Origin of the sequence: Heyndrickxia coagulans 36D1, assembly GCF_000169195.2 — a bacterium.
Classification (GTDB): domain Bacteria; phylum Bacillota; class Bacilli; order Bacillales; family Bacillaceae_C; genus Weizmannia; species Weizmannia faecalis.
The window spans coordinates 837,209-859,952 of the sequence record NC_016023.1; the positions used below are offsets into that span (position 1 = coordinate 837,209).

The 22,744-nt window shown below is 44.7% G+C and carries 20 protein-coding genes; 6 read left to right on the forward strand and 14 right to left on the reverse strand.

The features are described from left to right. The first annotated feature begins 7 nt into the window (after positions 1-7). A complete protein-coding gene (locus tag BCOA_RS35275) occupies positions 8-184 on the forward strand; it encodes a hypothetical protein (protein ID WP_014096144.1) in 177 nt (58 codons plus the stop codon). Positions 185-466: 282 nt separating this feature from the next. Next, a complete protein-coding gene (locus BCOA_RS21145) occupies positions 467-1,879 on the forward strand; it encodes a glycoside-pentoside-hexuronide (GPH):cation symporter (RefSeq protein WP_014096145.1) in 1,413 nt (470 codons plus the stop codon). Between the two features lie 62 nt (positions 1,880-1,941). Here BCOA_RS21145 and celB read toward each other — a convergent pair whose 3' ends face one another. From celB to BCOA_RS21185, 7 genes are all read right to left on the reverse strand, one after another. Continuing rightward, positions 1,942-3,225, reverse strand: coding sequence for a PTS cellobiose transporter subunit IIC (gene celB, locus BCOA_RS21150; protein WP_014096146.1), 1,284 nt, complete (start codon positions 3,223-3,225; stop codon positions 1,942-1,944). Between the two features lie 12 nt (positions 3,226-3,237). Then, positions 3,238-4,323 (reverse strand): DUF871 domain-containing protein, encoded by a 1,086-nt coding sequence (locus tag BCOA_RS21155; RefSeq protein WP_014096147.1) that lies wholly within the window; start codon positions 4,321-4,323, stop codon positions 3,238-3,240. Positions 4,324-4,356: 33 nt separating this feature from the next. Beyond that, complete coding sequence (locus tag BCOA_RS21160) at positions 4,357-4,668, reverse strand: PTS lactose/cellobiose transporter subunit IIA (protein ID WP_035182499.1); 312 nt, start codon at positions 4,666-4,668, stop codon at positions 4,357-4,359. Positions 4,669-4,703: 35 nt separating this feature from the next. After that, on the reverse strand, positions 4,704-5,036 hold the full coding sequence (locus BCOA_RS21165) for a PTS sugar transporter subunit IIB (protein ID WP_014096149.1): 333 nt from the start codon (positions 5,034-5,036) through the stop codon (positions 4,704-4,706). A 124-nt stretch (positions 5,037-5,160) separates the two neighbouring features. Beyond that, complete coding sequence (locus BCOA_RS21170; protein WP_014096150.1) at positions 5,161-7,023, reverse strand: BglG family transcription antiterminator; 1,863 nt, start codon at positions 7,021-7,023, stop codon at positions 5,161-5,163. 158 nt (positions 7,024-7,181) lie between these two features. Next, on the reverse strand, positions 7,182-8,381 hold the full coding sequence (locus BCOA_RS21175; protein WP_014096151.1) for an MFS transporter: 1,200 nt from the start codon (positions 8,379-8,381) through the stop codon (positions 7,182-7,184). Between the two features lie 538 nt (positions 8,382-8,919). After that, positions 8,920-9,933, reverse strand: coding sequence for an NADP-dependent oxidoreductase (locus BCOA_RS21185; protein ID WP_014096152.1), 1,014 nt, complete (start codon positions 9,931-9,933; stop codon positions 8,920-8,922). 725 nt (positions 9,934-10,658) lie between these two features. Here BCOA_RS21185 and BCOA_RS21190 point away from each other — a divergent pair. Both BCOA_RS21190 and BCOA_RS21195 read left to right on the forward strand, forming a co-directional pair. Then, the gene (locus tag BCOA_RS21190) at positions 10,659-11,837 is read left to right on the forward strand and encodes a CaiB/BaiF CoA transferase family protein (protein ID WP_014096153.1); all 1,179 of its coding nucleotides are present in this window, start codon (positions 10,659-10,661) and stop codon (positions 11,835-11,837) included. 4 nt (positions 11,838-11,841) lie between these two features. Beyond that, positions 11,842-13,053 carry an acyl-CoA dehydrogenase family protein gene (locus BCOA_RS21195; protein ID WP_014096154.1) on the forward strand — a complete coding sequence of 404 codons (1,212 nt, stop codon included), beginning with the start codon at positions 11,842-11,844 and terminating at the stop codon, positions 13,051-13,053. Between the two features lie 268 nt (positions 13,054-13,321). Here the strand turns inward: BCOA_RS21195 and BCOA_RS21200 are convergent, their stop codons facing one another. From BCOA_RS21200 to BCOA_RS21215, 4 genes are all read right to left on the reverse strand, one after another. Further along, complete coding sequence (locus tag BCOA_RS21200; RefSeq protein WP_014096155.1) at positions 13,322-13,645, reverse strand: DUF3870 domain-containing protein; 324 nt, start codon at positions 13,643-13,645, stop codon at positions 13,322-13,324. Between the two features lie 130 nt (positions 13,646-13,775). Next, a complete protein-coding gene (locus tag BCOA_RS21205; protein WP_014096156.1) occupies positions 13,776-14,039 on the reverse strand; it encodes a hypothetical protein in 264 nt (87 codons plus the stop codon). Position 14,040: 1 nt separating this feature from the next. Further along, entirely contained in the window at positions 14,041-14,304 is a 264-nt protein-coding gene (locus BCOA_RS21210) for a hypothetical protein (RefSeq protein WP_014096157.1), read from the reverse strand. Next, positions 14,301-15,251, reverse strand: coding sequence for an Rpn family recombination-promoting nuclease/putative transposase (locus tag BCOA_RS21215; RefSeq protein ID WP_014096158.1), 951 nt, complete (start codon positions 15,249-15,251; stop codon positions 14,301-14,303). Before BCOA_RS21215 ends, BCOA_RS21210 begins: the two co-directional genes overlap by 4 nt. A 182-nt stretch (positions 15,252-15,433) precedes the next feature. Between BCOA_RS21215 and BCOA_RS21220 the strand changes: the two genes are divergently transcribed. Next, positions 15,434-16,351 carry an aldo/keto reductase gene (locus tag BCOA_RS21220; RefSeq protein ID WP_014096159.1) on the forward strand — a complete coding sequence of 306 codons (918 nt, stop codon included), beginning with the start codon at positions 15,434-15,436 and terminating at the stop codon, positions 16,349-16,351. A gap of 137 nt (positions 16,352-16,488) precedes the next feature. On the opposite strand, the gene BCOA_RS21225 is transcribed toward BCOA_RS21220, so the two are convergent. After that, a complete protein-coding gene (locus tag BCOA_RS21225; protein ID WP_014096161.1) occupies positions 16,489-16,854 on the reverse strand; it encodes a DUF5684 domain-containing protein in 366 nt (121 codons plus the stop codon). A 341-nt stretch (positions 16,855-17,195) separates the two neighbouring features. Further along, a complete protein-coding gene (locus BCOA_RS21230) occupies positions 17,196-18,164 on the reverse strand; it encodes an LCP family protein (protein WP_014096162.1) in 969 nt (322 codons plus the stop codon). A 477-nt stretch (positions 18,165-18,641) separates the two neighbouring features. On the opposite strand from BCOA_RS21230, the gene BCOA_RS21235 reads away from it, so the two are divergent. Further along, a complete protein-coding gene (locus BCOA_RS21235) occupies positions 18,642-20,858 on the forward strand; it encodes an Ig-like domain-containing protein (RefSeq protein WP_014096163.1) in 2,217 nt (738 codons plus the stop codon). A gap of 125 nt (positions 20,859-20,983) precedes the next feature. Here BCOA_RS21235 and BCOA_RS21240 read toward each other — a convergent pair whose 3' ends face one another. Next, entirely contained in the window at positions 20,984-22,639 is a 1,656-nt protein-coding gene (locus BCOA_RS21240) for an APC family permease (RefSeq protein WP_014096165.1), read from the reverse strand. Positions 22,640-22,744: the final 105 nt, after the last annotated feature.

Genomic DNA, 22,744 nt, shown 5'->3' on the forward strand with positions numbered 1-22,744 from the left:
AGGATTTATGGAAACCAATCAATTTGACCCAAACTTGAACCCGCCATCGAAAAAGAACCAGCGGGAAACACTTGAAATCAGCCCGACCGGCTACGGACTTGCATTTGTCCGGGAAGACGCCGGGGAAACGCACGATCATAAGAAAAGAGACAGACGTTTTACAGGGGAACCTAAAAGGGAATAGATGAATGGAAAAAGGGAAGCCTCTTTTGGATGGAGGCTTTCTCTTTTTGAAACAGGTTCGGAGAGAAAATTATGCCACATATTTTAGTAAAACTTTACTAAAAATCACTTGACATCGCCGTGGGATTGGCATATCCTTTACTTTGTAAGCGGTTTATGTTAGCGTTTTTATGGATTTCTTCTATTATTCTCGTTTTAAACTTCATAACTTTTTAGTAAAAATTTCGAAGCTTTACGCAGGCGGACAGGATGTACTTTTTAAACCAGGTAGGAGGCGTTAAGAATGAAACAGTTGAAACAGTATTTGTCATATGCATTCGGGGCTTTTGGCCATGATGCTTTTTACAGCGCTTTAAGCACCTATTTTATGATCTTTGTCACCAGCCAGCTTTTCGACAGCACCCATTCGGGGTTGGGGGAGAAAATGATCGGGATTGTAACAACCATGATCGTCGTGATCCGTATCGCCGAAATCACGTTAGATCCGTTTATCGGCGGCATCATTGATAATACGGAAACACGTTACGGAAAATTTAAGCCATGGCTGTTTGTCGGGGCGGCTGTAAGCTCTATCGCGTTGATTCTTATTTTTACCAATTTAGGCGGTTTAACAACAAAAAGCCCGTATCTTTATTTGATTCTGTTTGGCATTATTTTTGTGATTCTTGATGTATTTTATTCTATTAAAGATATTTCTTTCTGGTCGATGCTGCCGGCTATAACGATTGACTCGGATAAAAGGGCCAAATTCGGCACAATTTCCCGTTTTGGCTCTACTTTAGGAGCTCAGGGCGTTGTCATCGCGGTTGTACCGCTCGTTACTTTTTTCTCCCATATTTTTTCCGGTACATCGGGTGAGACGGAAACACGCGCCGGGTGGCTCGGTTTTGCAATTGTCATTGCACTTGTCTCCTTTTTAGGGGCAATGGCCACCATTTGGGGAACGAAAGAAACAAAGAACTTGATCCGCGAAAACACCGAGAAGATTCGCCTTCGCGATGTTTTTAAAGTGCTCGGCAAAAATGACCAGTTAATGTGGCTGGCACTCTCTTATTTTCTTTTTGCTTTCGGGTATACGATTACAAACTCGCTTTTAATTTACTATTTTAGATATGTGTTAGGAAGACAGAGTGATTATTATTTAGTCGGCGTCATTACGGCCATCTTAGGAATGATTTCTGTCGCCCTGTTCCCGGTAATGGTGAAATGGGTGAAACGCAAAACCATTTACACCGGCGGCATTATATTCATGCTTTGTGGTTATGTGCTGTTTTTAACGGCCGGGCAACATTTAATTCCTGTTCTGGTTGCCGTTTCACTGTACTTTTTCCCTTATCCGATGATTTTCCTGGCTGCGCTGATGACGATTACCGACAGTGTGGAATACGGGCAATTAAAAAATGGGAACCGGAATGAGTCTGTCACATTAGCCGTACGCCCTTTGCTTGATAAACTCGCCGGCGCCTTTTCCAACGGGATTGTTGGGATAGCGGCCGTACTTGCTGGTATGACAGGGAATGCCCTTCCAAGTGATATCTCAAGCCATGGGTTGTTTACCTTTAAACTTTTCATTTTCTTCGGCCCGATGATTTTAATCGTCATTGCAGCATTGCTCTACTTTTTCAAAATCAGGCTGACAGAAGAAAAACACGCACAAATTGTAAAACAGCTTGAGCATAAATTAAGCGCAAAATAATACTGCTCTTTTATTTCCATTAAAAGGCGCTTGCCAAATAGGACAAGCGCCTTTTAAATGGATTAAGCAATGCTATCCTTCGTCGTTGGTTCCTGTTGTTCGTCCGTTTCATTTCTCAGCTCAGCCTTATCCATGCTGCGAACGAACGGGTAATAAATGCCGACAGATAAAGCCAGGGTAATGAGCTGGATGACTGCCCCGCTGATTTTCCCTCCGGTTGCAAGGTAACCGCTGATCACAGGCGGCATTGTCCATGGAACGACGATTCCTGCAGGTTTTGCCACCAGGCCGGTTGCCATTGAAAAATAAGTGATGATAGCAGTAACCATAGGCGTCAGCACGAAAGGAATGAGCAGTTTAAAGTTCAGCACGACCGGCAGCCCGAACAGTACCGGCTCATTGATGTTAAAAACACCCGGCGCGACAGAAAGCGAGCCCATCGCTTTATTGTTTTTGCTTCTCGCAAACAGCCACAGGCAAATGACAAGGCCGATCGTGGTGCCGCCGCCGCCCATCCAGACAAAATTCATCATAAACTCATTCGTTACAATATGTGGCAGCGCATGCCCCGCCTGAAATGCAATCCGGTTGGCATCCGTGTTTTGCAGCCAAATCGGCTGAATGACCGGATTGATCGTATTCGCCCCATGGATGCCGACAAACCAGAACAGGGAGTTTAAGGCAATGATGATTAACGTTCCCCATAAACTGCTACCCAACGCACCAAGCGGCTTTCCTAAAATACCGGTTAATAAAGTATGAATATTTTCCACACCGGCTAAACCAAGCAGCAAGTAGACCAAGCTCCAAACGAGGATGACCATGAACCCGGGAATTAAGGCCGCAAATGACTTTTCAACCGCTACCGGTACCCCTTCAGGCATTTTAATGGTAAAATTCTTTTGGACAAAAAATCTAAAAATTTCAGCCGAAATGAGTCCGATTAAAATGGCAACAAATAACCCGCCGCTGCCTACAAAAGCATATGGAATGCCCGAACCGGTTTTTGCCACCACATCTGGCGTTACAATAACAAAACTGGCTAAGGCCACAACCCCTGCGCTTACTCCGTCGACTTCATAATGGTCGGCAAGGCTCCTGGCAATTCCGAACACGGCGATAATCGCCATCAGGCCGAAAGAACCGTTTACAATTTTATTAAAGACAGGTGCTAGCTCAATCTTTGCTAACCAATCGGTATAGTTGTTTATCGGCAGATTGCCCAATATGAGAAAAAAAGAACCGATAATAATCAGTGGCATGCTGAGCAAAATCCCGTCTCTCAACGCCCGTAAATGTCTCTGGCTTCCAATCGCGCCGGCAATGGCTTCAATTTTCTCAAGCATCTCTTTTACCCCCTATGAAAAAATCAATTTGAAAGTGGACCAAGGCTGCAGGTAATCCAATAAGAAAACGGCTTCTTCTTTCACATGGCCGACAACATTGCGGTTTCCTTCGTTCTCCATCTCTTTCAATGCAATCTGAAGCTCCCCTTTGTACTGTCCAAAACGATCATTGCAAATTAACAGATCCCCGCGTTGAATCGGGCGCGTATCACCGGGCTCGATGTCGTGGTCCCGGTATTTTCTTCTTGTCACAGAAGAACGGATCATATATTCGGAACAATCCCCCCGGTACTGGTGAACTTCCTGCAAAATCTGATGTTCAATGTTTGACAGATTCGGCTGCAATTCCACTTCCAAAGAAGGATGGACATTCAAATAAACTGCTGACATGGCGCGCAACTCATCTTCCGTTGCATACGCATTGCCAATCAAAATATCATCAATGGTTCCCATGATGCGGTAGTGCGCCACCTGGGTCAGCAGGCTGAGTTTGCGGTGCTGTTCCAGTGTGCAAAGCCCGGACTGGACCGGCCACGGCCCGAGATCCCCATAGCGGGAAGTGACAAACGCTGCAGTATGAATAGGGTATCCCCGGAAAACGGCTGTCGTTTGTTCAAAATGTTTCTGTGAAAGGCCCGAGTATCTCTGCGGATAAAAATTATGGGAGGCATATAGTTTTTCTGTATTCGGCCTGTAACTCATGATATGATCGATATACCTTGTTCCTGAACTCATATTAACTTCAATCTTGAGGCCGTACGGGTTTTGCGTCATTTTGGCTTCTTCAGCCCCGGTGAATCCAAGATCAAGACGGATGCCGGATGCCCCAAGATCTTTAAAAAAGCCGAGATCATCGTAACGGATCCCCAATTGTTCAAACAAACCCGGATTGATATCGAGTATCGTCTCCATACCGATTGCGTTTCCATAGTGGATAATATTTTTAAATTTCTGAATAACTTCTTCCTTATTCCCCTGAATTTCCAGCAAACTTGCAAAAATTCTTGTAAAATCGTATTTCTTTGCCAGATCCAAATAAGCTTTGTCCTCTTCAAAACGGCTGCGCGACGGATAAATAGAAATACCGATTTGTCCCAAATGGCACACGCTCCTCTCTGTAAATGGCTGCAGTTACCCTTTTGTCGTGACCTTCATATTTTGATAGACTTCTACCAATTCCCTTGCCAGATCTAAAAAAGTAATGGCATTCATCAAATGATCCTGCCCGTGTACCATAAGAAGTGATACGAAAATCGTTTGGCCGGATGCTTCCTGTTTTAAAAGATTGGTCTGAGCCTGGTGGGCCACCAGTAATTCCTGATCCGCCTCTTCCAGCTTATGCCGGGCCATCGGAAAGTCCCCTTGCTTCGAAGCGTCCAGCGCCTCCATCCCAATGCTTTTGGCATTGCCGCTGTGAACAATCAAATCCATGACGACATCCATTGTTTGCGGTTCTTCCAAATTGCACACCCCCTTCCTTATTTGCCGGCGTTTACAAGTTGCAACGCAGCATCCAGTACTTTTTCGCCATTCATTTTTCCGTAGTCTTTCATGTCAATGACGGCCAAAGGAATATCCGTTTTTGCCAGCGTTTTTTCATATTTCTTTTTCATATAACGGACTTGCGGGCCCAAAAGCAGCACATCCACATGTTCCTTTGTCAAAAATTTATCCGCTTCCGTTGAGGACATGGCCATTACTTCTGCGTTGATCCCCCGGTCCCGGGCGGAATTTTGCATTTTTTCCATCAGCAGGCTGGTGCTCATGCCTGCCGAGCAAACCAATAAGATCCGGATTTTTTCGTCTCCCATGATGCTCTCCTCCTGTCTTTTCTTGACACTTTCATTATAATTTGAAAAAGTTTTACTTTTATTCCGGTTTTTTTCCGCTTGCAAGTGGAAAAAATCAAACAAAAAAGCCAATTGCAAAAAGCAATCAGCCCGCCTCCATGCATTGTATCAACTCTTCCACTGTGTTGCTTTTGATGATCTTCTGAACGGCTGCTTTGTTTTGGACGATCCCGGTTAAATACTTATACATCGCATTCAGATTGCCGCCTTCTTTTCCGACATTAAGCAAACAAACCAACTGCACTTTTTTGTCTTCATCCCACTGAATCGGCCGGGCAAGTGTACAAATTGTCCAAAAGGTGCGGTGGGTAACCGGTTCAAGCGGATGCGGGACTGCGACCAGGTTGCCAAAAGCAGTGGATGCAATCGCTTCCCTTTTCAAAACAAGTGTTGCATAATTTTCCGGAACGGCATGCTGTTCAACCAGTTTTTTGCATAAAAATTGAATGACTTTCTCCTTGCTATCCAGCTCCTGATGGATAAATATTTTGGAAGGCGCCATATATTTCTGCACATTCCCTTTCAGACGGCCGATTTCCCGTTGGATGTGGATAGCATCATTCTCTTCCAAAAAGTGACTGACCACCACAACAGGCACTTCTAAATGATCGGGAATCATGATCGTGCTGACAATCAGGTCTACCCGTGACAAATCATAATCAGAGAGAGTGTAATAGCTGATCGTGTCCACAATCTCCATCTCATTTGCAAATCTGTTTTCCAGCTGATAGGACAAAATTTTGGCGCTGCCCAACCCTGTCGCGCACACAACAAGAACACGCTTCTTCTTTCTCATTCGCTCAAGCGCGATGGCAATATGAATGGCAAGATAACTGATTTCGTCCTCATTCACCTTTTTATGGATAACCGCTTCAATGCACTCGCCGGCAGCGACTGCCCCTTCAAAGGCGATGGGAAACTTGGTTTTCATTTCATTCAGCAATGGGTTCCGGATATGCATCTTATATTTCATCCGATTCAAAGATGTGTGCAGATGCAATGTCAGCCCGTTTCTGAATTCCTTGTCATTGCTAAAATCCCAACGAAACTGAGTTTTTAGTTCATGGAGGATGGCGTTAACAATATCATCAATCTCATCGGATACTTGCCGCGCTACATGCTTGGAAATCAGTTTTGTCCCCAGTAAATGGACGAGAATATAGTCTATTTCTGCAGGGGGAAACGGGATACCGACCGATTTTTCCACTTCCCCGGTAATTTCCTTTGCCACTTTCCTTTCAAAAGTGTAGGATTCTTTAAAGTGAAATGGCAACGGCTCAATCGTGAACCCGTCCTCGATTCTCTTGCATGCAAGGGTAATATGGGTTGCCAAATTTTGCAATTCTATATCGGAAAAGCGTATCCGGTATTTGGAAATAATGCGAATCAAGATTTGCTTTACTTTTTGGAATAAATCCTGATTGAACGGGGTATTTTGTTGACCCGGCTTATTTTGCCAGCCAAAAATGGAATCCGCCAGGCACAGCCTTTTTTTGAATTCACCGCCCTCCACTTTTGTTCCGTAATGCGGACGGTTAGCCAGAGTTAAGTCGTACTTTTTTAATATTTTTCTTACCTTTTTCAAATCAGTATGAAGTGTCGACTTTGAAACATATAGGTCTGCTTCCAAATCTTCCAGCCTCACATAATCTTTTTCCAGCAGCAAACGCTTTAAAATGTACTTGACCCTTTCCTCCTGTTCTGCAAAAAGCCCGTTTTCCTCTAACTGGAGCAAACGACGATAGTCCACTTTTTCAAGGAGATATCCTTTTCCCCTGAGCACTTTCAATTTTACGCCAAGCGCATCGCTCTTCTGTTGGATTTGCCGAATTTCCTCCCTTACCGTCCGGTCGCTAATGCCCAGCCGTTCCCCAATGGCCTTCGCATTCAGAGGGCCTGCTGACTTTTGTAACAACCATAATATTTGTTTTTGCCGATTCGAAACCAAAGCTTCTATTCCCCTTTCACTGCCCTGTTTAAAAGAAGCTGTCCATCCATATTTTACAGAATGATATACGAAAAAGGGTGCTTCCGCCGTTTCGAAGCATCCTCTTTTGGAAAACTTTTTTGAAAAACTATTCGCCTCTTGCCCCTACCGCAAAGACTTCACCTCGCATGTGATCGTTCTTTCATTAACGGGAAGGCAAAGCAGAGGCCGAGGATAAAAAATAACGCCGCAATTTCAAAAACAGCCGTCACTGACAGCCATGTTTTCACCAGGCCGGCAAGGCTCATCGTGATCACCATTGCCCCCGTGAAAAGCGGGTAAAGCGTGCCGTTCACCCTGCCAATATAGTCCGCTTCCGTATTTTGTAAAACCATCGTGCTAATCCCGATTTGAATGCTTGGCAAGAACAGGCCGGAAACCAGCTCCGCAGCAAGCGTCAGCCAAAGAGAAGTTGACGCGCCGATCACCGCAAGCCCGAGGGCATTCGCGAGCAACCCGGTAAAGAGCAATTTAAGCGGGGAGACGGATCTCGAAAAAAACATTGAAAACGCGCCGCCTGCAATCATGCCGAGCCCGTTTACCATTACGAGCCACTGGAGGTATTCTTTCGGCAGGCCGAGGCGATCGGTTACAAGAAAAATGTTCATCGGCTGAATGAGACCAACGCCGAGCCCGGCAGTAAGAAATCCGCAGCCAAGCAGCTTGAGTTCCTTTTTTGCAAGCACATAACGAACCCCGCTTTTCATTTCCTGGAAAATATTTGTCGCATTTTCAGCTTTTTTTACCTTTTCATCGCGCGGAATAAAAGACAAGGCCGCTGCGGAGAGCAGGAAAGCTACGCCGGTAATGGTTATCGAAAGATCAATGCCTAACCTTTGATAAGCAAACGTGCCGATCACAGGGCCAAAAATCATGAACACGGCATAAATCGTCTGGTAGACCGCCATCCCCTGCTGAATCAGGCGTTCTTCCAGATGTATTTTAAACAGCTTTAAACCTGACGGCTGTGAAAACTGCGATAAAGTGGAAGAAACGAGCATGGCAAAAAAGATCACCTGCCACGACCCAAATATAAGCGCCCCGATCACGACAAAAACCGAGGCGGCACTCAGCAAATCGCACCAGATCATCGTTTTCTTTGGCTGCCAGCGATCCGCATATGCCCCGCCGATAAAACTAAAGATGAAAATGGGCAAATAATCTGCCACTGAAATCATTGATACCGCAAGCGGATTTCCGTTCGTTTTATCTGTAACAAACAACAGGACGGCAAAATTCCGTACCCAGATCCCGGCTTGCAAAAATAGTTCCGATAAAAAGATCATCCGGACAAACCGGTTAGTTAGCAGTTCTCTCAAATTTATATCCCCCTGCGCCGACACCATTGTGCCCCTATCATACCGGAATCACCAGGCGTGTGCAAGGTAAAGATATTTGACGATTTTCCCTCCGCACAGCCGGATTCTTGTGGTGAAATCATGAAAACTCCGCCAATAAAAAGGAAGATTTGCATGAGACCTGTTCGGTTTTTCATTGTGCTTTTAGCTTTTTTGAACATCTGTTAAATTCCAGAAACACGCGGGAAACAGAAACCGTTGGGGAAAAGACATCTTGCTCTGCCTTTCTCTCATTACACTCCGGTTTATAAACGCGGATTCAGCCACGGTCCAAATTTTTGGCCGACTTTACAGCATAATCAGGAATTCTTCTATATAAAAGAAGCAAGAACAATGCCCGGCCTTATTGTGAAATTCCATATAACTGGTTGAATGCACAAAAGAGGACATAACTTATTGTCAAGTACGGCAGCCTCTATCCTCGCCCCATACCTGATCAATGCATCGTTATGTCCCGACTGGTGCAGCCATACACCCATGATGATTGTTTCTTTCTACATTATTCAAATTCGCTGATTTTCACCAGCTGCTTTCCGATATTTTTTCCTTTAAACAAATCGAGAAAAGCGTCAATGATCGAATCAAAACCTTCTGTTATCGTTTCTTCATATTTTAATTTGCCTTCGTTCAACCAGGCAGCAAGCTGGGCGCCGGCTTCTTTAAAGCGGGAACTGTAATGGCCGACTGTAAAACCTTGCATCAGCGAACTCGTTTTGATTAAATATTGCTGTACACGCGGCCCGACGTCCGGCTCTGTTTTATTGTAAGCGGATATGGCACCGCATACCGGAATGCGCGCAAAATCGTTCAATAGCGGAAAGACCGCGTCGGAAATTTCACCGCCGACATTGTCAAAATAGACATCAACACCGTCAGGGCATGCTTCCTTAAGTGCCTTTCTGACATTTTCCGTTTTATAATTAATGGCTGCATCAAACCCTAACGTTTCTGTCAGATAGCGGCATTTTTCCTCAGATCCGGCAATTCCGACAGCACGCGCCCCTTTGATTTTTGCGATCTGGCCGACAGTGGAGCCAACCGCCCCTGCAGCACCCGATACAACCACTGTCTCACCTGCTTTCGGCTTCCCAATATCGAGCAGACCGAAATACGCAGTGAGCCCGGTCATTCCAATAATGCCAAGATGGGTCGTTATGGGTGCAAGATCGGGATCCAGCTTCCGGATCGTTTTTTCATGCGCAATAGAATACGTTTCCCAACCAAGCGTGCCGATCACGATGTCGCCCTTTTTAAATTGGGCGGACTGCGATGCGACAACCTGTCCGATCACGCCGCTTACAATGACATCATTCAGCTGAAAAGGCGGGATATACGATTTCACATCTTCCATTCTTCCCCTTAAGTACGGATCAACGGAAATATATACATTTCGAATTAGCACTTCGCCTTCACCTGGTGTGCCAATTGGCGCTTCGGTAAAAGCGAAATCCTCCATTGTTGGCGTTCCAACAGGCCTTCTTGCCAGCCGGATCTGTTTTTTGTTCCCATCCATGAAAATCCCTCCTGAACAACCATTTTCCTATAATTTAACATTCCCCAATTCCGCGGTCAAAAATAAAACAATCAAGTTTTTCCGGATATTGGCATTCAACCTACATTGGATAAGAATGAAATCCGAAACGATCACGCGCTATGCGAATGCACTTTAGGACTGTATGGATAGGCCGCCGCTATCAGCATGGCCAATCTGACTGTTTGTTTTGATTTTCTTATAAAAATATTCAAAAACGATTTACAATTTTTCCGGAATGGATTATCCTATATACATAACACCCGCCAAGCTTTGTGCGATGTTCCCTTCCCGGAATGCGTGAACAAAGCCAGCCGGGGGTAATCCAATTAGGGCTTGCTGAACAAATCCGATTCTAAGTTTGTACCCAATTTGTCTGCAAGCTCTGTCTCAAAAATTTAGAAGAATCCTTTTGCGAAAAGGGGAGATTTCATCTTCTCCATACGTTGAATCGGGTTTCGAGTGCAAGCATTTCCCTGGATCTGTGGTAAAACCTTTGCATTTAAATGGTTGCCAAAGCTGTTAGCAGCCTTGCCAAATCGAGGAACTTTGCTTATTCAGCAAGCCCCAATTAAAGAAAGACATAACTGTTTATTCTGCCTGCTTATCCCGCAAGATAAGCTGTCCGGCAGAAAAAGCCAGTCATTTTATCCGTGCCTCATGGATGCAATGCTGGCTTTTTCTACTTTTTGAAAGGAGTGGATAGGTTGAAATCCGCATTGTCCGGGATAAAAGTGCTTGATTTAACAAGAGTGCTGGCCGGGCCTTTCTGCACGATGATCCTTGGCGATCTCGGTGCAGAGGTGATCAAAGTCGAAGCACCCGGCGGCAGTGACGAAACACGGGGATGGGGACCACCGTTTCAGCAAAACGTAAGCGCTTACTATTTGTGCACCAACCGAAATAAAAAAAGCATTACGCTAGATTTAAAGCGTGAAAGCGGAAAAGAAATCATTCGCAGGCTGGCGAAAAATAGCGATGTTGTCATCCATAATTTTAAAACCGGTACGATGGAGCGACTTGGGCTTGGATACGAAACACTCCGGACACTCAACCCGCGGCTCGTCTACTGCTCGATTACGGGATTCGGGGAAACCGGCCCGTACAAAGATTTGCCCGGCTACGATTTTATTATCCAGGCGATGAGCGGGCTGATGAGCATCACGGGCGAAGAAAACGGGCCGCCGCTGAAGACAGGCGTCGCCATTACCGATGTATTAACCGGGCTTTACGCCTGCATCGGCATAGAGGCTGCCCTTTTGGCAAGGGAGCATACGGGGGAAGGGCAGAAAATCGACCTTTCGCTTTACGATTCAGCTACAACAGCCCTTGTTAATATTGCCAGCAACTTTCTTATGTCGGGTAACATTCCCGGACGGCTAGGCAACCGGCATCCCAATATTGTTCCCTATCAATCTTTTCAAACGAGCGACGGGGAGATTGCGATCGCCGTTGGAAACGACCGCCAGTTTCAGACGCTTTGTGAATTGCTCGACCTGGGGCAACTTGCATCGGATGAAAGATTCGCGACAAATCCGAAACGGGTAGAAAACCGTGAGACATTGATCCCGATTTTGGAAAAAGTTTTTCGAACTCGACCGGTTTCCTTTTGGCGGGAAGCATTGGAGAAGCGGAAAATTCCGTGTGGTCCAATCCAAAGCCTCGAGCAGGTAGCGGCCGATCCGCAGCTTGAGGCAAGGGAAATGTTTATTAAAATGGAGCACCCGATTGCCGGGGAAATCAAACTTGTTGCAAGCCCGTTGAAGCTATCTGAAACCCCTGTCCGGTACGTGCAACACCCGCCCATGCCGGGAGAGCACACAGAAGAGATTTTACGCAGAATCGGGTTTTCACAAGAAGAAATTGAAGCGTACAAGGAGGAATGAAATCATGCATTTTGAACTGACGGAAGAACAGGAACTTTTAAAGAAAACCGTACGGAATTTTGTAGATAAAGAGATTATGCCTTTTATTCGCGAATGGGATGAAAACCACCATTTTGAAACAGGCCTGTTGAAAAAGCTGGCGGATCTCGGCCTGATGGGGGTCTGCATCCCGGAGAAATATGGCGGCAGCGGCATGGATTATAACGCGCTCGCGATTGTGTGCGAAGAACTCGAGCGGGGAGATACCGCCTTCCGAACGGCCGTGAGCGTCCACACCGGCTTAAACAGCCTGACCCTTTTACAGTGGGGAACAGAGGCACAAAAGCAGAAATACCTTGTCCCGCAGGCAAAAGGCGAGAAAATCGGGGCATTCGGCCTCACGGAACCTGGCGCGGGCTCGGATGTTGCCGGCATTGGCACAACGGCCGAAAAAGACGGGGACTTTTATATCTTAAACGGGCAGAAAACATGGATCTCGCTTTGCGATGTCGCGGACCATTTTCTCGTATTTGCTTACACCGATAAAGCGAAAAAGCATCACGGCATTTCCGCATTTATCGTGGAACGTACAATGCCAGGCTTTTCTTCAAAAGCCATTAAAGGCAAACTCGGAATCCGAGCCGGAAACACCGGGGAACTGTTTTTTGACAATGTGCGGGTGCCAAAAGAAAACCTGCTTGGAGAAGAAGGCGAAGGGTTCAAAATTGCCATGTCGGCGCTCGACAATGGCCGTTTTACTGTGGCAGCCGGCGCGTGCGGGTTAATCCAGGCCTGCCTTGAAGCAAGCGTCAAATACTGCCATGAGCGGAAAACATTCGGGCATGAAATTGGCAAACACCAGCTTGTCCAGCAAATGATTGCGAAAATGGAAGCAGGCTATCAAATGAGCCGTCTCCTCGTTTTCCGCGCCGGCGAACTGAAAAACCAAGGGAAGCGCAACACCCGCGAAACCTCGCTCGCCAAATGGCAAGCGTGCGACTTCGCCAATGAAGCCGCCAACGATGCCGTCCAAATTCATGGCGCTTACGGCTACTCAAGCGAATACCCGGTTGAACGCTACTTACGCAACTCGAAGGCACCGGTCATTTACGAAGGCACTCGCGAAATTCACACGATCATGCAGGCAGAATACGTCCTCGGTTATCGTACGGACAAACCGCTCAGCAAAATGCTGCCGGCCTGGCCGTTTACAGAAAGCGGTGCGGAGGAATCGTAACGGCACAGCTTCTATAATGAAATACCGGTGGCCTCGGCATAGAAATTTTTAACGACGTCATAAGCGGCAACAGGCTTGCTGGTCGAATCCGTTGTGGCTTTTTTTCCGGCTCATTCAGCAAGTGCTGCAATGTTTGCCATCCATAGAAAGGATATCTGCAAAAATGGCTTTCGAGTGCAAAGCTTTTTCTCATTTTCTATAAAAACCTTACCTATAAAGTTTGGCTAAAACGCTCAGAATATGGTGAAAGCACGATTTGGATAGGGGGCTATTCCCCCTGTTTTGTTTTCAATACGAGACGATACTGTTTATACAAATCTTTAAAAGCAGAAATTAAGGCATTTGAAGCTTTGCCTAAGTAAAATTCCTGCAGTTGCTTCAATGGTTCCTCAATGCCATCATTTAAGCTGTAACCCCTAAGCAGATGGGAAATAAATTTCCTTCCGTGCTCCGTAGCCAGTGTACAGGAGACATCAAGAATGACACCGTACCTCATCTCAATTTCCGCCGTTATCGTCAAAGTATCATAAATATTTTGGGCCGCCATCCCGGACGGAAGCTTCGCATGGCCCGCAATAAAAGCAGTTTGCATCAACATCCCCCATTCGTGTAAAGCTTTATTCTTTATTCAGCAGCATGGCGGAGAATTCCTTGTACAGGCAAACGAGCGTACTTCAAAACCGCCTGCTGCAGGCTGGCGGTTTTGAAGTACAATGGTGTTCTTACCAATTGTTCTCCCTGTTGATTTTCATGATCTCGTCCTCACTCAAGCCGGATGCTTGGACGATGGCCTTCACATCCACTTGATTTTTTAGCAAGTTGATAATCAATCGTGTTCTTTCTTCTTCTCTTCTCTCCTTTACTCCTTCTTTAAATCCTTCTTTAAATCCCTCTTTAAATCCTTTTTTATACCCGAGGTCATAATAATAGTTCGGCAAGTCTAAAACAACTTCTTTTCCATCCACACCAGGCAGTCTGACTTCCATCTTATGAATGCTCCAGTTGCTGTTTTATTTTTTCCACTTCTGTCTGGATCAGGCCGGTTTTTTCTACAATTAATTGAAGCTCCATACCCGCCAGCAACATTTTGATGGCAATTGGAATCGTTTGTAGCAATTCTTTTCTTTCTTCTTCCCTTCCTTCTTCCCTTCCTTCTTCTCTGCCTTCCTCTTTCCCCTTCTTATACCCGCGGTCAAAGTAAGAATTCGGCAGCTTCAATACTTGCTCTGCTTCGTCATAACTCGGGTTCAAGGCTTTTCCCCTTCTATCTGCCTTTTGATTTTCATGATCTCATCCTCACTTAAGCCGGATGCTTGGGCGATGGCCTTCACATCCACTTGATTTTTTAGCAAGTTAACAATAAATCTTCTTAACTTTTCTTCCCCTTCTTCTCTCCCCTTCTCTACTCCTATTTCAATTCCTTCTTCTCTGCCTTCCTCTTTCCCCTTCTTATACCCGCGGTCAAAATAGGAATTCGGCAATTTCAATACTTGCTCTGCTTCGTCCGGATCCAGCATTTTAATGTTTTCCATTACTTCCGCCTCCTCTTTTTCGTTCAATTTTAAATAATAATCAAAGAAACCGTATAGCAGCCTCATTTTTGCAGGGTCGAGTTCCATCCGCGCCAGCATCCGCAGAAACTCCAGTTTGACCTGCACCCGTTCTTTTTCTGTATACCCCATTTTGCTTAATAATGCCGCAGCAACAGGGTTGTCGCTCCGGATATAATTTCTCCAATTTTGCTTCATCAGATGAATGGATAAATAGTGAAAACGAAGAATTTCAATGTTGTGGAACGCAAAGGTGTATGTATCAGGGGTTTCTGTTTTCTCCTCATAACTGAAAACGGCAATCGGCAATACCGGTTTCCGGTGCCGGAGACTGATCATCATGTAATAACGAAACATGCGTTCAGGAAAAGGCTTCTCGTAATACGACTGCGGATCTACATGGATGAGAATCACCGTGTCTTTCCCTTTTACCTTTGTTTCGGCAAGGATGTCAACCCGTTTTTGCTCACCGCCCGGAAAGTCCGTAAACTGTTCCTGCGACAAAAACCGCACCCGGCGGTAGTCGAGATCCGCTGACACATCCGGGAAAAACGCCTCCATAAACTCCTGAAAAAAGTTTTGGATCAGCTCTTTAAACAAACGATCATGCACGTGATAACCGGCATGTTTTTCCATTACAAGTTCCAATGGCAGCACTCCTTTTCTTATTTTTCAGTTTTATTATAAAGGACAAACGTTCGTTTTTCAAGTAGATTTTTCAATTTGCAAATTTGATCCGGCGTCCCCTGGTTATGCGAGTGCTTTTCTTTGACTTTGCAGATGATCCAAATCCATAATAAAATGTGAAGCATTTTACAGGAGGGATGAAGATGAATCGTATCAATCTTGGCAAGAGCGGTATATTAGGATCAGAAGTTGCGTTAGGCTGCATGCGGATGAACGGGTTGTCGGAAAAAGAAGCGCAAACGATGATTGAAACAGCAGTCGAGCACGGCATTAATTTCTTTGACCATGCCGATATATACGGAAAAGGAGAATCAGAGAAAATTTTTGCAAATGCGCTGAAAAACAGTTCCATCAAGCGGGAAGATATCGTTCTCCAATCAAAATGTGGCATTGGCGACAAGATGTATGACTTTTCCAAATCGCATATTTTAAAAGCGGTTGACGGCATCCTAGAACGGCTCCAAACCGATTACCTGGATATACTCCTGCTTCACCGTCCTGATCCGTTAATGGAACCAGAAGAAATTGCCGAAGCTTTTTCAGAACTACAAAATGCCGGAAAAGTCCGCCAGTTCGGGGTCAGCAACTTCCATCCGTACCAGGTAGAACTTGTCCAAAAATACATTTCTCAAAAACTGATTGTCAACCAGTTGCAGTTCAGCATCGCGCATACCGGTATGATTGACTTCGGGATGCACGTCAATATGAAAGACGAACGCAGCATCAACCATGACGGCGGAATTCTGGAATATTCCCGCCTGCATGATATCACCATTCAAGCTTGGTCGCCGTTCCAGTACGGATTCTTTGAGGGCGTCTTTATCGATGATCCAAAATTCCCGGAATTGAACGAAAAACTTGGCCAATTGGCACAAGCACAAGGCGTGTCCAAAGAGGCCGTCGCGACCGCGTGGATTTTAAGGCATCCAGCAAAAATCCAAGTCATTGCCGGAACAATGAACCCGGAAAGGCTGAAAAAAATTACAGAAGCATCAAAAGTAAGTCTTACCCGCCGAGACTGGTATGATATTTATTTTGCTGCCGGCAATGATTTGCCTTAACAGGTATATTGTTGGATCCAAAAACAGCAGTGGGCCTCGTGATCGTTTCCCTTTTAAAACAACAGAGCAGCTTTCCCACTTTAGCTTCATGATAATAAAAAGATGCCGTACCAAACGCCGGCATCTTTTTATCATCCTTACACTGCTTCCCTTTCCACGTACTTCGTCTCGTCGGAAAATGCCCAAACGATCCATAAAATTTGATAAACTATGGGAATAAAAATATACAACAGTACATAGGCGCCATGCTTGCCGAATGCTTGAAGCAATTTCACTTGCCAAATGATAATAAAAATAAAGTTCACAACCGGGACGAGCAGAATGAGCACCCACCAGCCGCTTTTCTTAATCAAAAGAAGCTGCTGGATCACATTACAGACCGGGACCCAAGCCATCCAGGCAATGTCTCCGCGCCCGGCTTTTTGGGCCAACTTCATAAATGCCATGCCATTTAAAACATAAAGCGCAATTGCAATAAAGACGGCGTATAAAATTGTTGCCATTATGATACCCCCACTGAATTAGATTTCCGGCGTTGTACACCAGACTTATAAAATATTTATGACCCGGCCCCTACCATCATGCCTCCGTAAAAACAAAGCAACCTTATCTGGAACCTTGCTCTTGTCTGCCTTCAAAATACCGGGCCTTTACATACAGAAAAAGTAATTAACCCTATTAGCTTACGTAGCAATCTGTTTATTTTCCACGCAAAGTAGATGGCCGCTTTTTCTGGCCGTTCACTTTCCAAAAAATTCAAGTGGATAAAATTCGTTTGAAACCTAAATTGTCCCCGCTTATCCCAGCTCCATCATGCAAATCACAATCCCAATTCCGAATCCTTTTATTCAAAATGCTCCATTGTCTTTTTCAATGCCGTCTGGTCGAGGACGATTTCCGAGTTGTTGTTTTTTAAAATATCGTCGTACATACTTTTCGATGTGCCGTTCAGCTGGTAATAGGTCACTTGCTTATCTGTGTTAAGATTTTTTACAAGCAGACCAAGACTCGCGATATCTGTTTTTGACATATTGGTAGCAATGACAAATTCAGATGATTTGTCCACCAGTTTTGGCAGTTTCGTTAAATTTTTCGGTTGAAGTGCGGTTTTGGCAATACCGATCAACACTTTTTCCTGCAGCAGCTGGCGGTCATAGTCCACGTTTTTCAACGAATAGCGTTCGTGTACAAGCTCTGTCACCATTTCTCCGTCAAGCGTCTGCGTACCTTGTGCAATTACTCTTCCTTTGTTTTCCGGGTACCAGGGGTGTGTCAGTTTTACATCAAACGGCACATCCACATCAATCGTCCCCAGTGCATCCACCATCGACTGCAAGCCTTCATAATTCGTTTCCACATAATAGTTGACCGGTACGCCTGTCAATTGGCTGATTGAATTGATAGCGGCTTTAATCCCGGCTGTTGTGCCACCTGTTGCTTGTTTAATATATTGCACGCTTGTCAGTTTCGTATAGCCGTAGCCATCAAGATACACGCGTGTGTCACGGGGAATGCTGGCCATGTTATACTTGTGCTTATTCAGATCGACATGAAGCAAGATAATCGAATCCGAATGTCCCACCTTCTGCCCTTTCCGTTCGTCTGAACCGAGTAAGAGGACATTGAATACGTTTTCCTTCATTTTGGGCGTTGTTGTGCTTTGGCTGCCCGGGTTGTTCCCAGTTTTAGAGACGGTCGGCACGTTTTTAAAATGGTTCTCCGGCTGCAGCTTTTGGTAAGCAAAATAAGCCACCCCGCCGCCCAATACAACAACCACCAGTAAAATGGATAAAAAGATCCTCAGTTTTTTCATCATTTCCCCCAAAATCGTTTATGTGTAAACTATTTAAATTATATAACATTTTTCCATCCAAGACTATACATTTCGACAAAATTTTGTTGTAACTGGCAACTTATTCATATGATATCTCACCTTCCCCATGATGCCACAAGTTGAAAATTTGTCTGTTACCAAACAATGGGGCCATAGTTTCCTGTCCTATGAAGAACCTTCTCATATTTTTTTCAGATTGAAAATCCCCACTTTTAAACGGAACCCAGCTGCAGCCCCGCTGGTACTAACTGACTTCCCCGGAATTCCCGAACTACTCTGGAAAACAGGATTTGTAGCTTTAAAAATACGATAAATCCCTCATACAAAAGCCCTATAAAAATTGTGGTTTATTTTTCCAATTTCTTTTATAATAGAATTGGTTTTTTTAATTTTGCAAAGAAAGGAGACGTGTTTTCCCACTTATTTTTAATTTGTCGATACTGGAGGGGTTGAATAGTGAAGGTTATAAAGAAAACCATTTACTTGGTCTTGGCAATTGCATTAATTTTACCAGCACTTGTTTTACAAACAGGTCATGCTTCTGCGAGCACCACGCAAACTTTAAACTTTAATACGACAGTTACTAACACAATAAGTAACAAAAATGCTGAGCAAGTTTATAAAATTACACTGCCTTCGGCTGGTACAGTGAAAGTCAATTTAAACTCGTATATCGAAGCTGTTATCTTGGATCTGACAGATGAAAATGGAAAGAGTGTATGGGGTTATAGCAGAGACATTTACGATGGATCTGCTTCCACGCCAAAACAATGGTCGGATCAAGCTGATTTGGAGGCCGGGATCTATTACATCAAGATTTCCCAATCCAGTGACTATACTGGAAAATATGATTTAAAGGTTGGATTTAATACTGCTGGAAACAATGAAACAGAGCCGAACAATGGCACATCACAAGCACAGCCTATTACACTCAATACCCAGAAAATCAACGGTTTTCTTAGCTTAAATGATGATACGGATTGCTATAAATTCATTTTGAAACAAGCAGGCACCATTGATGTTCACGTAGATTCAAACATTTATGATGCTTCTCTGGATCTTCTGGATGAAAGTGGAAATGATGTTTGGGGAATAGATGAAGACATATATGGTGGATCCTCTCAAACGCCGAAGCAATGGTCAAAGAGTGTTGATCTGGAGGCAGGAACCTATTATATCAAGATTTCTAATTCCAGCGGTTATACGGGTAAATACAATTTATATGTCAATTACACACCAGCAGGAAATAATGAAGTGGAGCCAAATAACGGTACATCTCAGGCACAGGAGCTGTCAAACGGCCAAAAAGTAACCGGTTTTTTGAGCTGGAGTGACGATACGGACGTTTATAAAGTAAACCTGCCAAAAGCAGGAAACCTTAAAATCAGTCTTGACTCCAGTATAGATTGGGCCTATGTGGATCTTATAGATGCGAACGGAAACAACATCTGGGACGAAGAATCTGTTTATGACGGAACCAAAGAGACTCCCAAGCAATGGATGAAAGATGCTGATTTAGAGGCCGGAACCTATTATATCAAAATTCACAGCCCTGAAACCGGCACTTATCATTTGTCAACCTGGTTTACTGCCGCCGGAAACAATGAATCGGAACCCAATAATGGAACGACCCAGGCCCAGCAGATTTCCCTTAATACGCAAAAAATAACTGGTTTTCTGAGCGAGAGTGATCACACAGATTGCTATAAGTTCACATTGCCAAAAGCAGTAAAAGTTACGATGAACGTAGATTCCAGTATGAAAGGGGTCGATCTTCATCTAACAAATTCAAAGGGAACCGCCCTTTGGGACGACTATATTTACGACGGCTCCATTGAAACACCTAAACAATGGAACAAAAGTGAGAGCCTGCCAGCGGGAACATACTATTTAAAAATTAGCAGTGATTATAATACCGGCAAGTACGTTTTATCCGTCAATGCACCTTTGTACCCTTCTGCACCATCTATTAATACGGTAAGTACCAATAGTACAAGTGTATCTGGCAAGACAGACGCAAACTGCACGGTTTATGTTAAAGCCGGTTCCAAAACCTATAAAGGCAAAAGCAACAACAAAGGCGACTATAAAGTTTCTATTCCTAAACAAAAAGCCGGAACAAAAATTTATGTGTATGCTACAAACACTTATGGCAAAAGTGGAACAAAAGTAACGACCGTCGGATCACCGGCTACAACGCCGTCCGTGAACACAGTCAGCAATAAAAGCACATCCATTAGCGGGAAGACGAGCAAATCAAGCACAGTTTATGTCAAAATCGGTTCTAAAACCTGTAAAGGCAAAAGCAACAGCAAAGGCGACTATAAAGTTTCTATTCCTAAACAAAAAGCCGGAACAAAAATTTATGTGTATGCTACAAACACTTATGGCAAAAGTGGAACAAAAAGCGTGACGGTGGTTGACAGAATTGCACCAAGTACACCGTCTGTTTACACTGTCAGCCATACTTCCCGTTATATCACCGGAAAAACGGAAGCATATGCAACGGTCACCGCTTATACCGGCAGTAAAAAAATCGGATCTGCCGAAGCTGATAAACATAGTAGTTACAAAATAAAAATCAGCCCGAAGAAAAAAGGGACTGCGATCAAAGTAAAAGCTACAGATAAGTCCGGAAACAGCAGTGGATACCGGACGGTGAAAGTGAAATAAAAAGGCATCAAAAAGCGCAGTGGTTCAGCTGCGCTTTTTTGGTATTCAGTTTTTCAATAATAAATGGGTTGCTGCTTTTTGTACGTGTTTTAAGGGATTCCTCTGTTAGACAAATTCTACGATAATCAGTGTGGCCAATCCGTTGAATAAGCCGGGTTTCGTTTCCCGTTTCCATTTTCATCATCATCCACACCCATGTCGTGCTCTTTCAATGCTTTGTTTAATTTTGCAGCTTCAAGCAGGTCAGGTGTTTCGTATCCGCTTTTCACTGCCCAAATGTAAAAACCGAGCGAAACGAAAGCAATGAGGACCATGTCCCAGCCGTACGGAATCATGTTGAGGCCGCCAAATTTCTCACTCCCAAGATAAGAAATGCACATCATCACAATCAGATAGGCGACCATCCAAATGCCGGACTTGAAATTTTTCGAAAAAGACTGCCATTTCCTTTTCGCCTGATAGTAAAAATAAATTGGAAGCCCGATCATGATGATGAGGAAAACTTCCCCGGTAAGCGGCCACCGTGCCCAGTATAGCGTCAACGAAGCAAAAATAAAGCCGCATGGCGCAATGATCTGCATGCCTTTCACCCGGAGCGGACGGTACAAGTACCCCGCGGTTTTTCTTAATGCCATGACAGTTACAGGCCCGGTGATATAAGAAATCAACGTAGCAACAGAAATAACCTCTGCCAGTGAACCCCATCCTTTAAATACAAACAGGAAAATAAAACAGATGACCAAATTGACAAACATCGCCGGGCGCGGAATGCCATAAACCGGATGCAGTTTGCCGATAAACCGCGGCAAATATCCATTTTTCTCCATACCATACAGCATACGCGCAGTTGTTGCAGTATAAGTAGTCCCGGTGCCGGATGGAGATACAAACGCATCCAAATACAAGACAATCACGAGCCAGTTAATATTTAACGCAATGGCAAGATCTGCAAACGGGGAGTTAAACTTCAAATGATTCCAGCCATGTGCCAGGACAGAAGGGCTGACACCCCCGATAAACGCAATTTGCAGCAGAACGTAAATCACCGTTGCAATTAAAACAGATCCAACGACTGCAATCGGGATCGACCGGCCCGGCTTTCTCGCTTCGCCCGCCATATTAATCGGACTTTGAAAGCCGTTAAACGCGAACACAATCCCGGATGTCGCCACCGCCGTAAACACACTTGACCATCCATATGGGGCAAAGGCATGGCCGTATGTAAAATTACTGCCATGGAATCCAACAATCAGAAGTGCAAAAATCGTCAACCCCGGAATCACGATTTTAAATATGGTGATCAGTGAGTTTACCCTTGCAAATAAACTGACTGCCCAGTAATTCAGAAAAAAATAAATCAATAGCAGCAAAGAAGCAAGGCCGAGTCCTTTTGGCGTCAGCATTCCGCTATGTGCCAAACTTTGTGCCCAGCTCCAATGCCATGAGCTCATATACTGCACAGAAGCCATGGCCTCACTCGGAATAACGGAAACAATGGCAATCCAGTTCGCCCATGCAGCAAGAAAGCCAACAAAAGAACCATGGGAATATTGGGTGTATTTTACCATTCCCCCCGCTACCGGAAACATGGCCCCCAGTTCACTGTAAGAAAGGGCAATAAATAAGATAACGACCATCCCAATCACCCAAGCAAAAATGGCTGCCGGGCCGGCAATCGTAGCTGCTTTCCAGGCACCAAACAACCAGCCGGACCCGATGATGGACCCAAGACCGGTCATGGTAAGCGCAAAAGTTCCCAACTTACGATGCATCGTGTTCATACAGGATCCTTCTTTCTCTTCCAGTCCGAGGAGTGCGACTTAATCTTTACTATCAATTATACCATGATATTTATTTCAATCCTCAGATCTACGCAGAGTATAAGC

Excerpts from the sequence above, each read along its gene's own strand:
- BCOA_RS35275 (WP_014096144.1), top strand. The coding sequence starts at position 8 with ATGGAAACCAATCAATTTGACCCAAACTTGAACCCGCCATCGAAAAAG.
- BCOA_RS21205 (WP_014096156.1), bottom strand. The coding sequence starts at position 14,039 with ATGGAAGTCAGACTGCCTGGTGTGGATGGAAAAGAAGTTGTTTTAGAC.
- BCOA_RS21165 (WP_014096149.1), bottom strand. The coding sequence starts at position 5,036 with ATGGGAGACGAAAAAATCCGGATCTTATTGGTTTGCTCGGCAGGCATG.
- BCOA_RS21225 (WP_014096161.1), bottom strand. The coding sequence starts at position 16,854 with ATGGCAACAATTTTATACGCCGTCTTTATTGCAATTGCGCTTTATGTT.
- BCOA_RS21220 (WP_014096159.1), top strand. The coding sequence starts at position 15,434 with ATGAATCGTATCAATCTTGGCAAGAGCGGTATATTAGGATCAGAAGTT.
- BCOA_RS21160 (WP_035182499.1), bottom strand. The coding sequence starts at position 4,668 with ATGGATGTCGTCATGGATTTGATTGTTCACAGCGGCAATGCCAAAAGC.
- BCOA_RS21230 (WP_014096162.1), bottom strand. The coding sequence starts at position 18,164 with ATGAAAAAACTGAGGATCTTTTTATCCATTTTACTGGTGGTTGTTGTA.
- BCOA_RS21195 (WP_014096154.1), top strand. The coding sequence starts at position 11,842 with ATGCATTTTGAACTGACGGAAGAACAGGAACTTTTAAAGAAAACCGTA.
- BCOA_RS21145 (WP_014096145.1), top strand. The coding sequence starts at position 467 with ATGAAACAGTTGAAACAGTATTTGTCATATGCATTCGGGGCTTTTGGC.
- BCOA_RS21240 (WP_014096165.1), bottom strand. The coding sequence starts at position 22,639 with ATGAACACGATGCATCGTAAGTTGGGAACTTTTGCGCTTACCATGACC.
- celB (WP_014096146.1), bottom strand. The coding sequence starts at position 3,225 with ATGCTTGAGAAAATTGAAGCCATTGCCGGCGCGATTGGAAGCCAGAGA.
- BCOA_RS21200 (WP_014096155.1), bottom strand. The coding sequence starts at position 13,645 with ATGCAAACTGCTTTTATTGCGGGCCATGCGAAGCTTCCGTCCGGGATG.
- BCOA_RS21185 (WP_014096152.1), bottom strand. The coding sequence starts at position 9,933 with ATGGATGGGAACAAAAAACAGATCCGGCTGGCAAGAAGGCCTGTTGGA.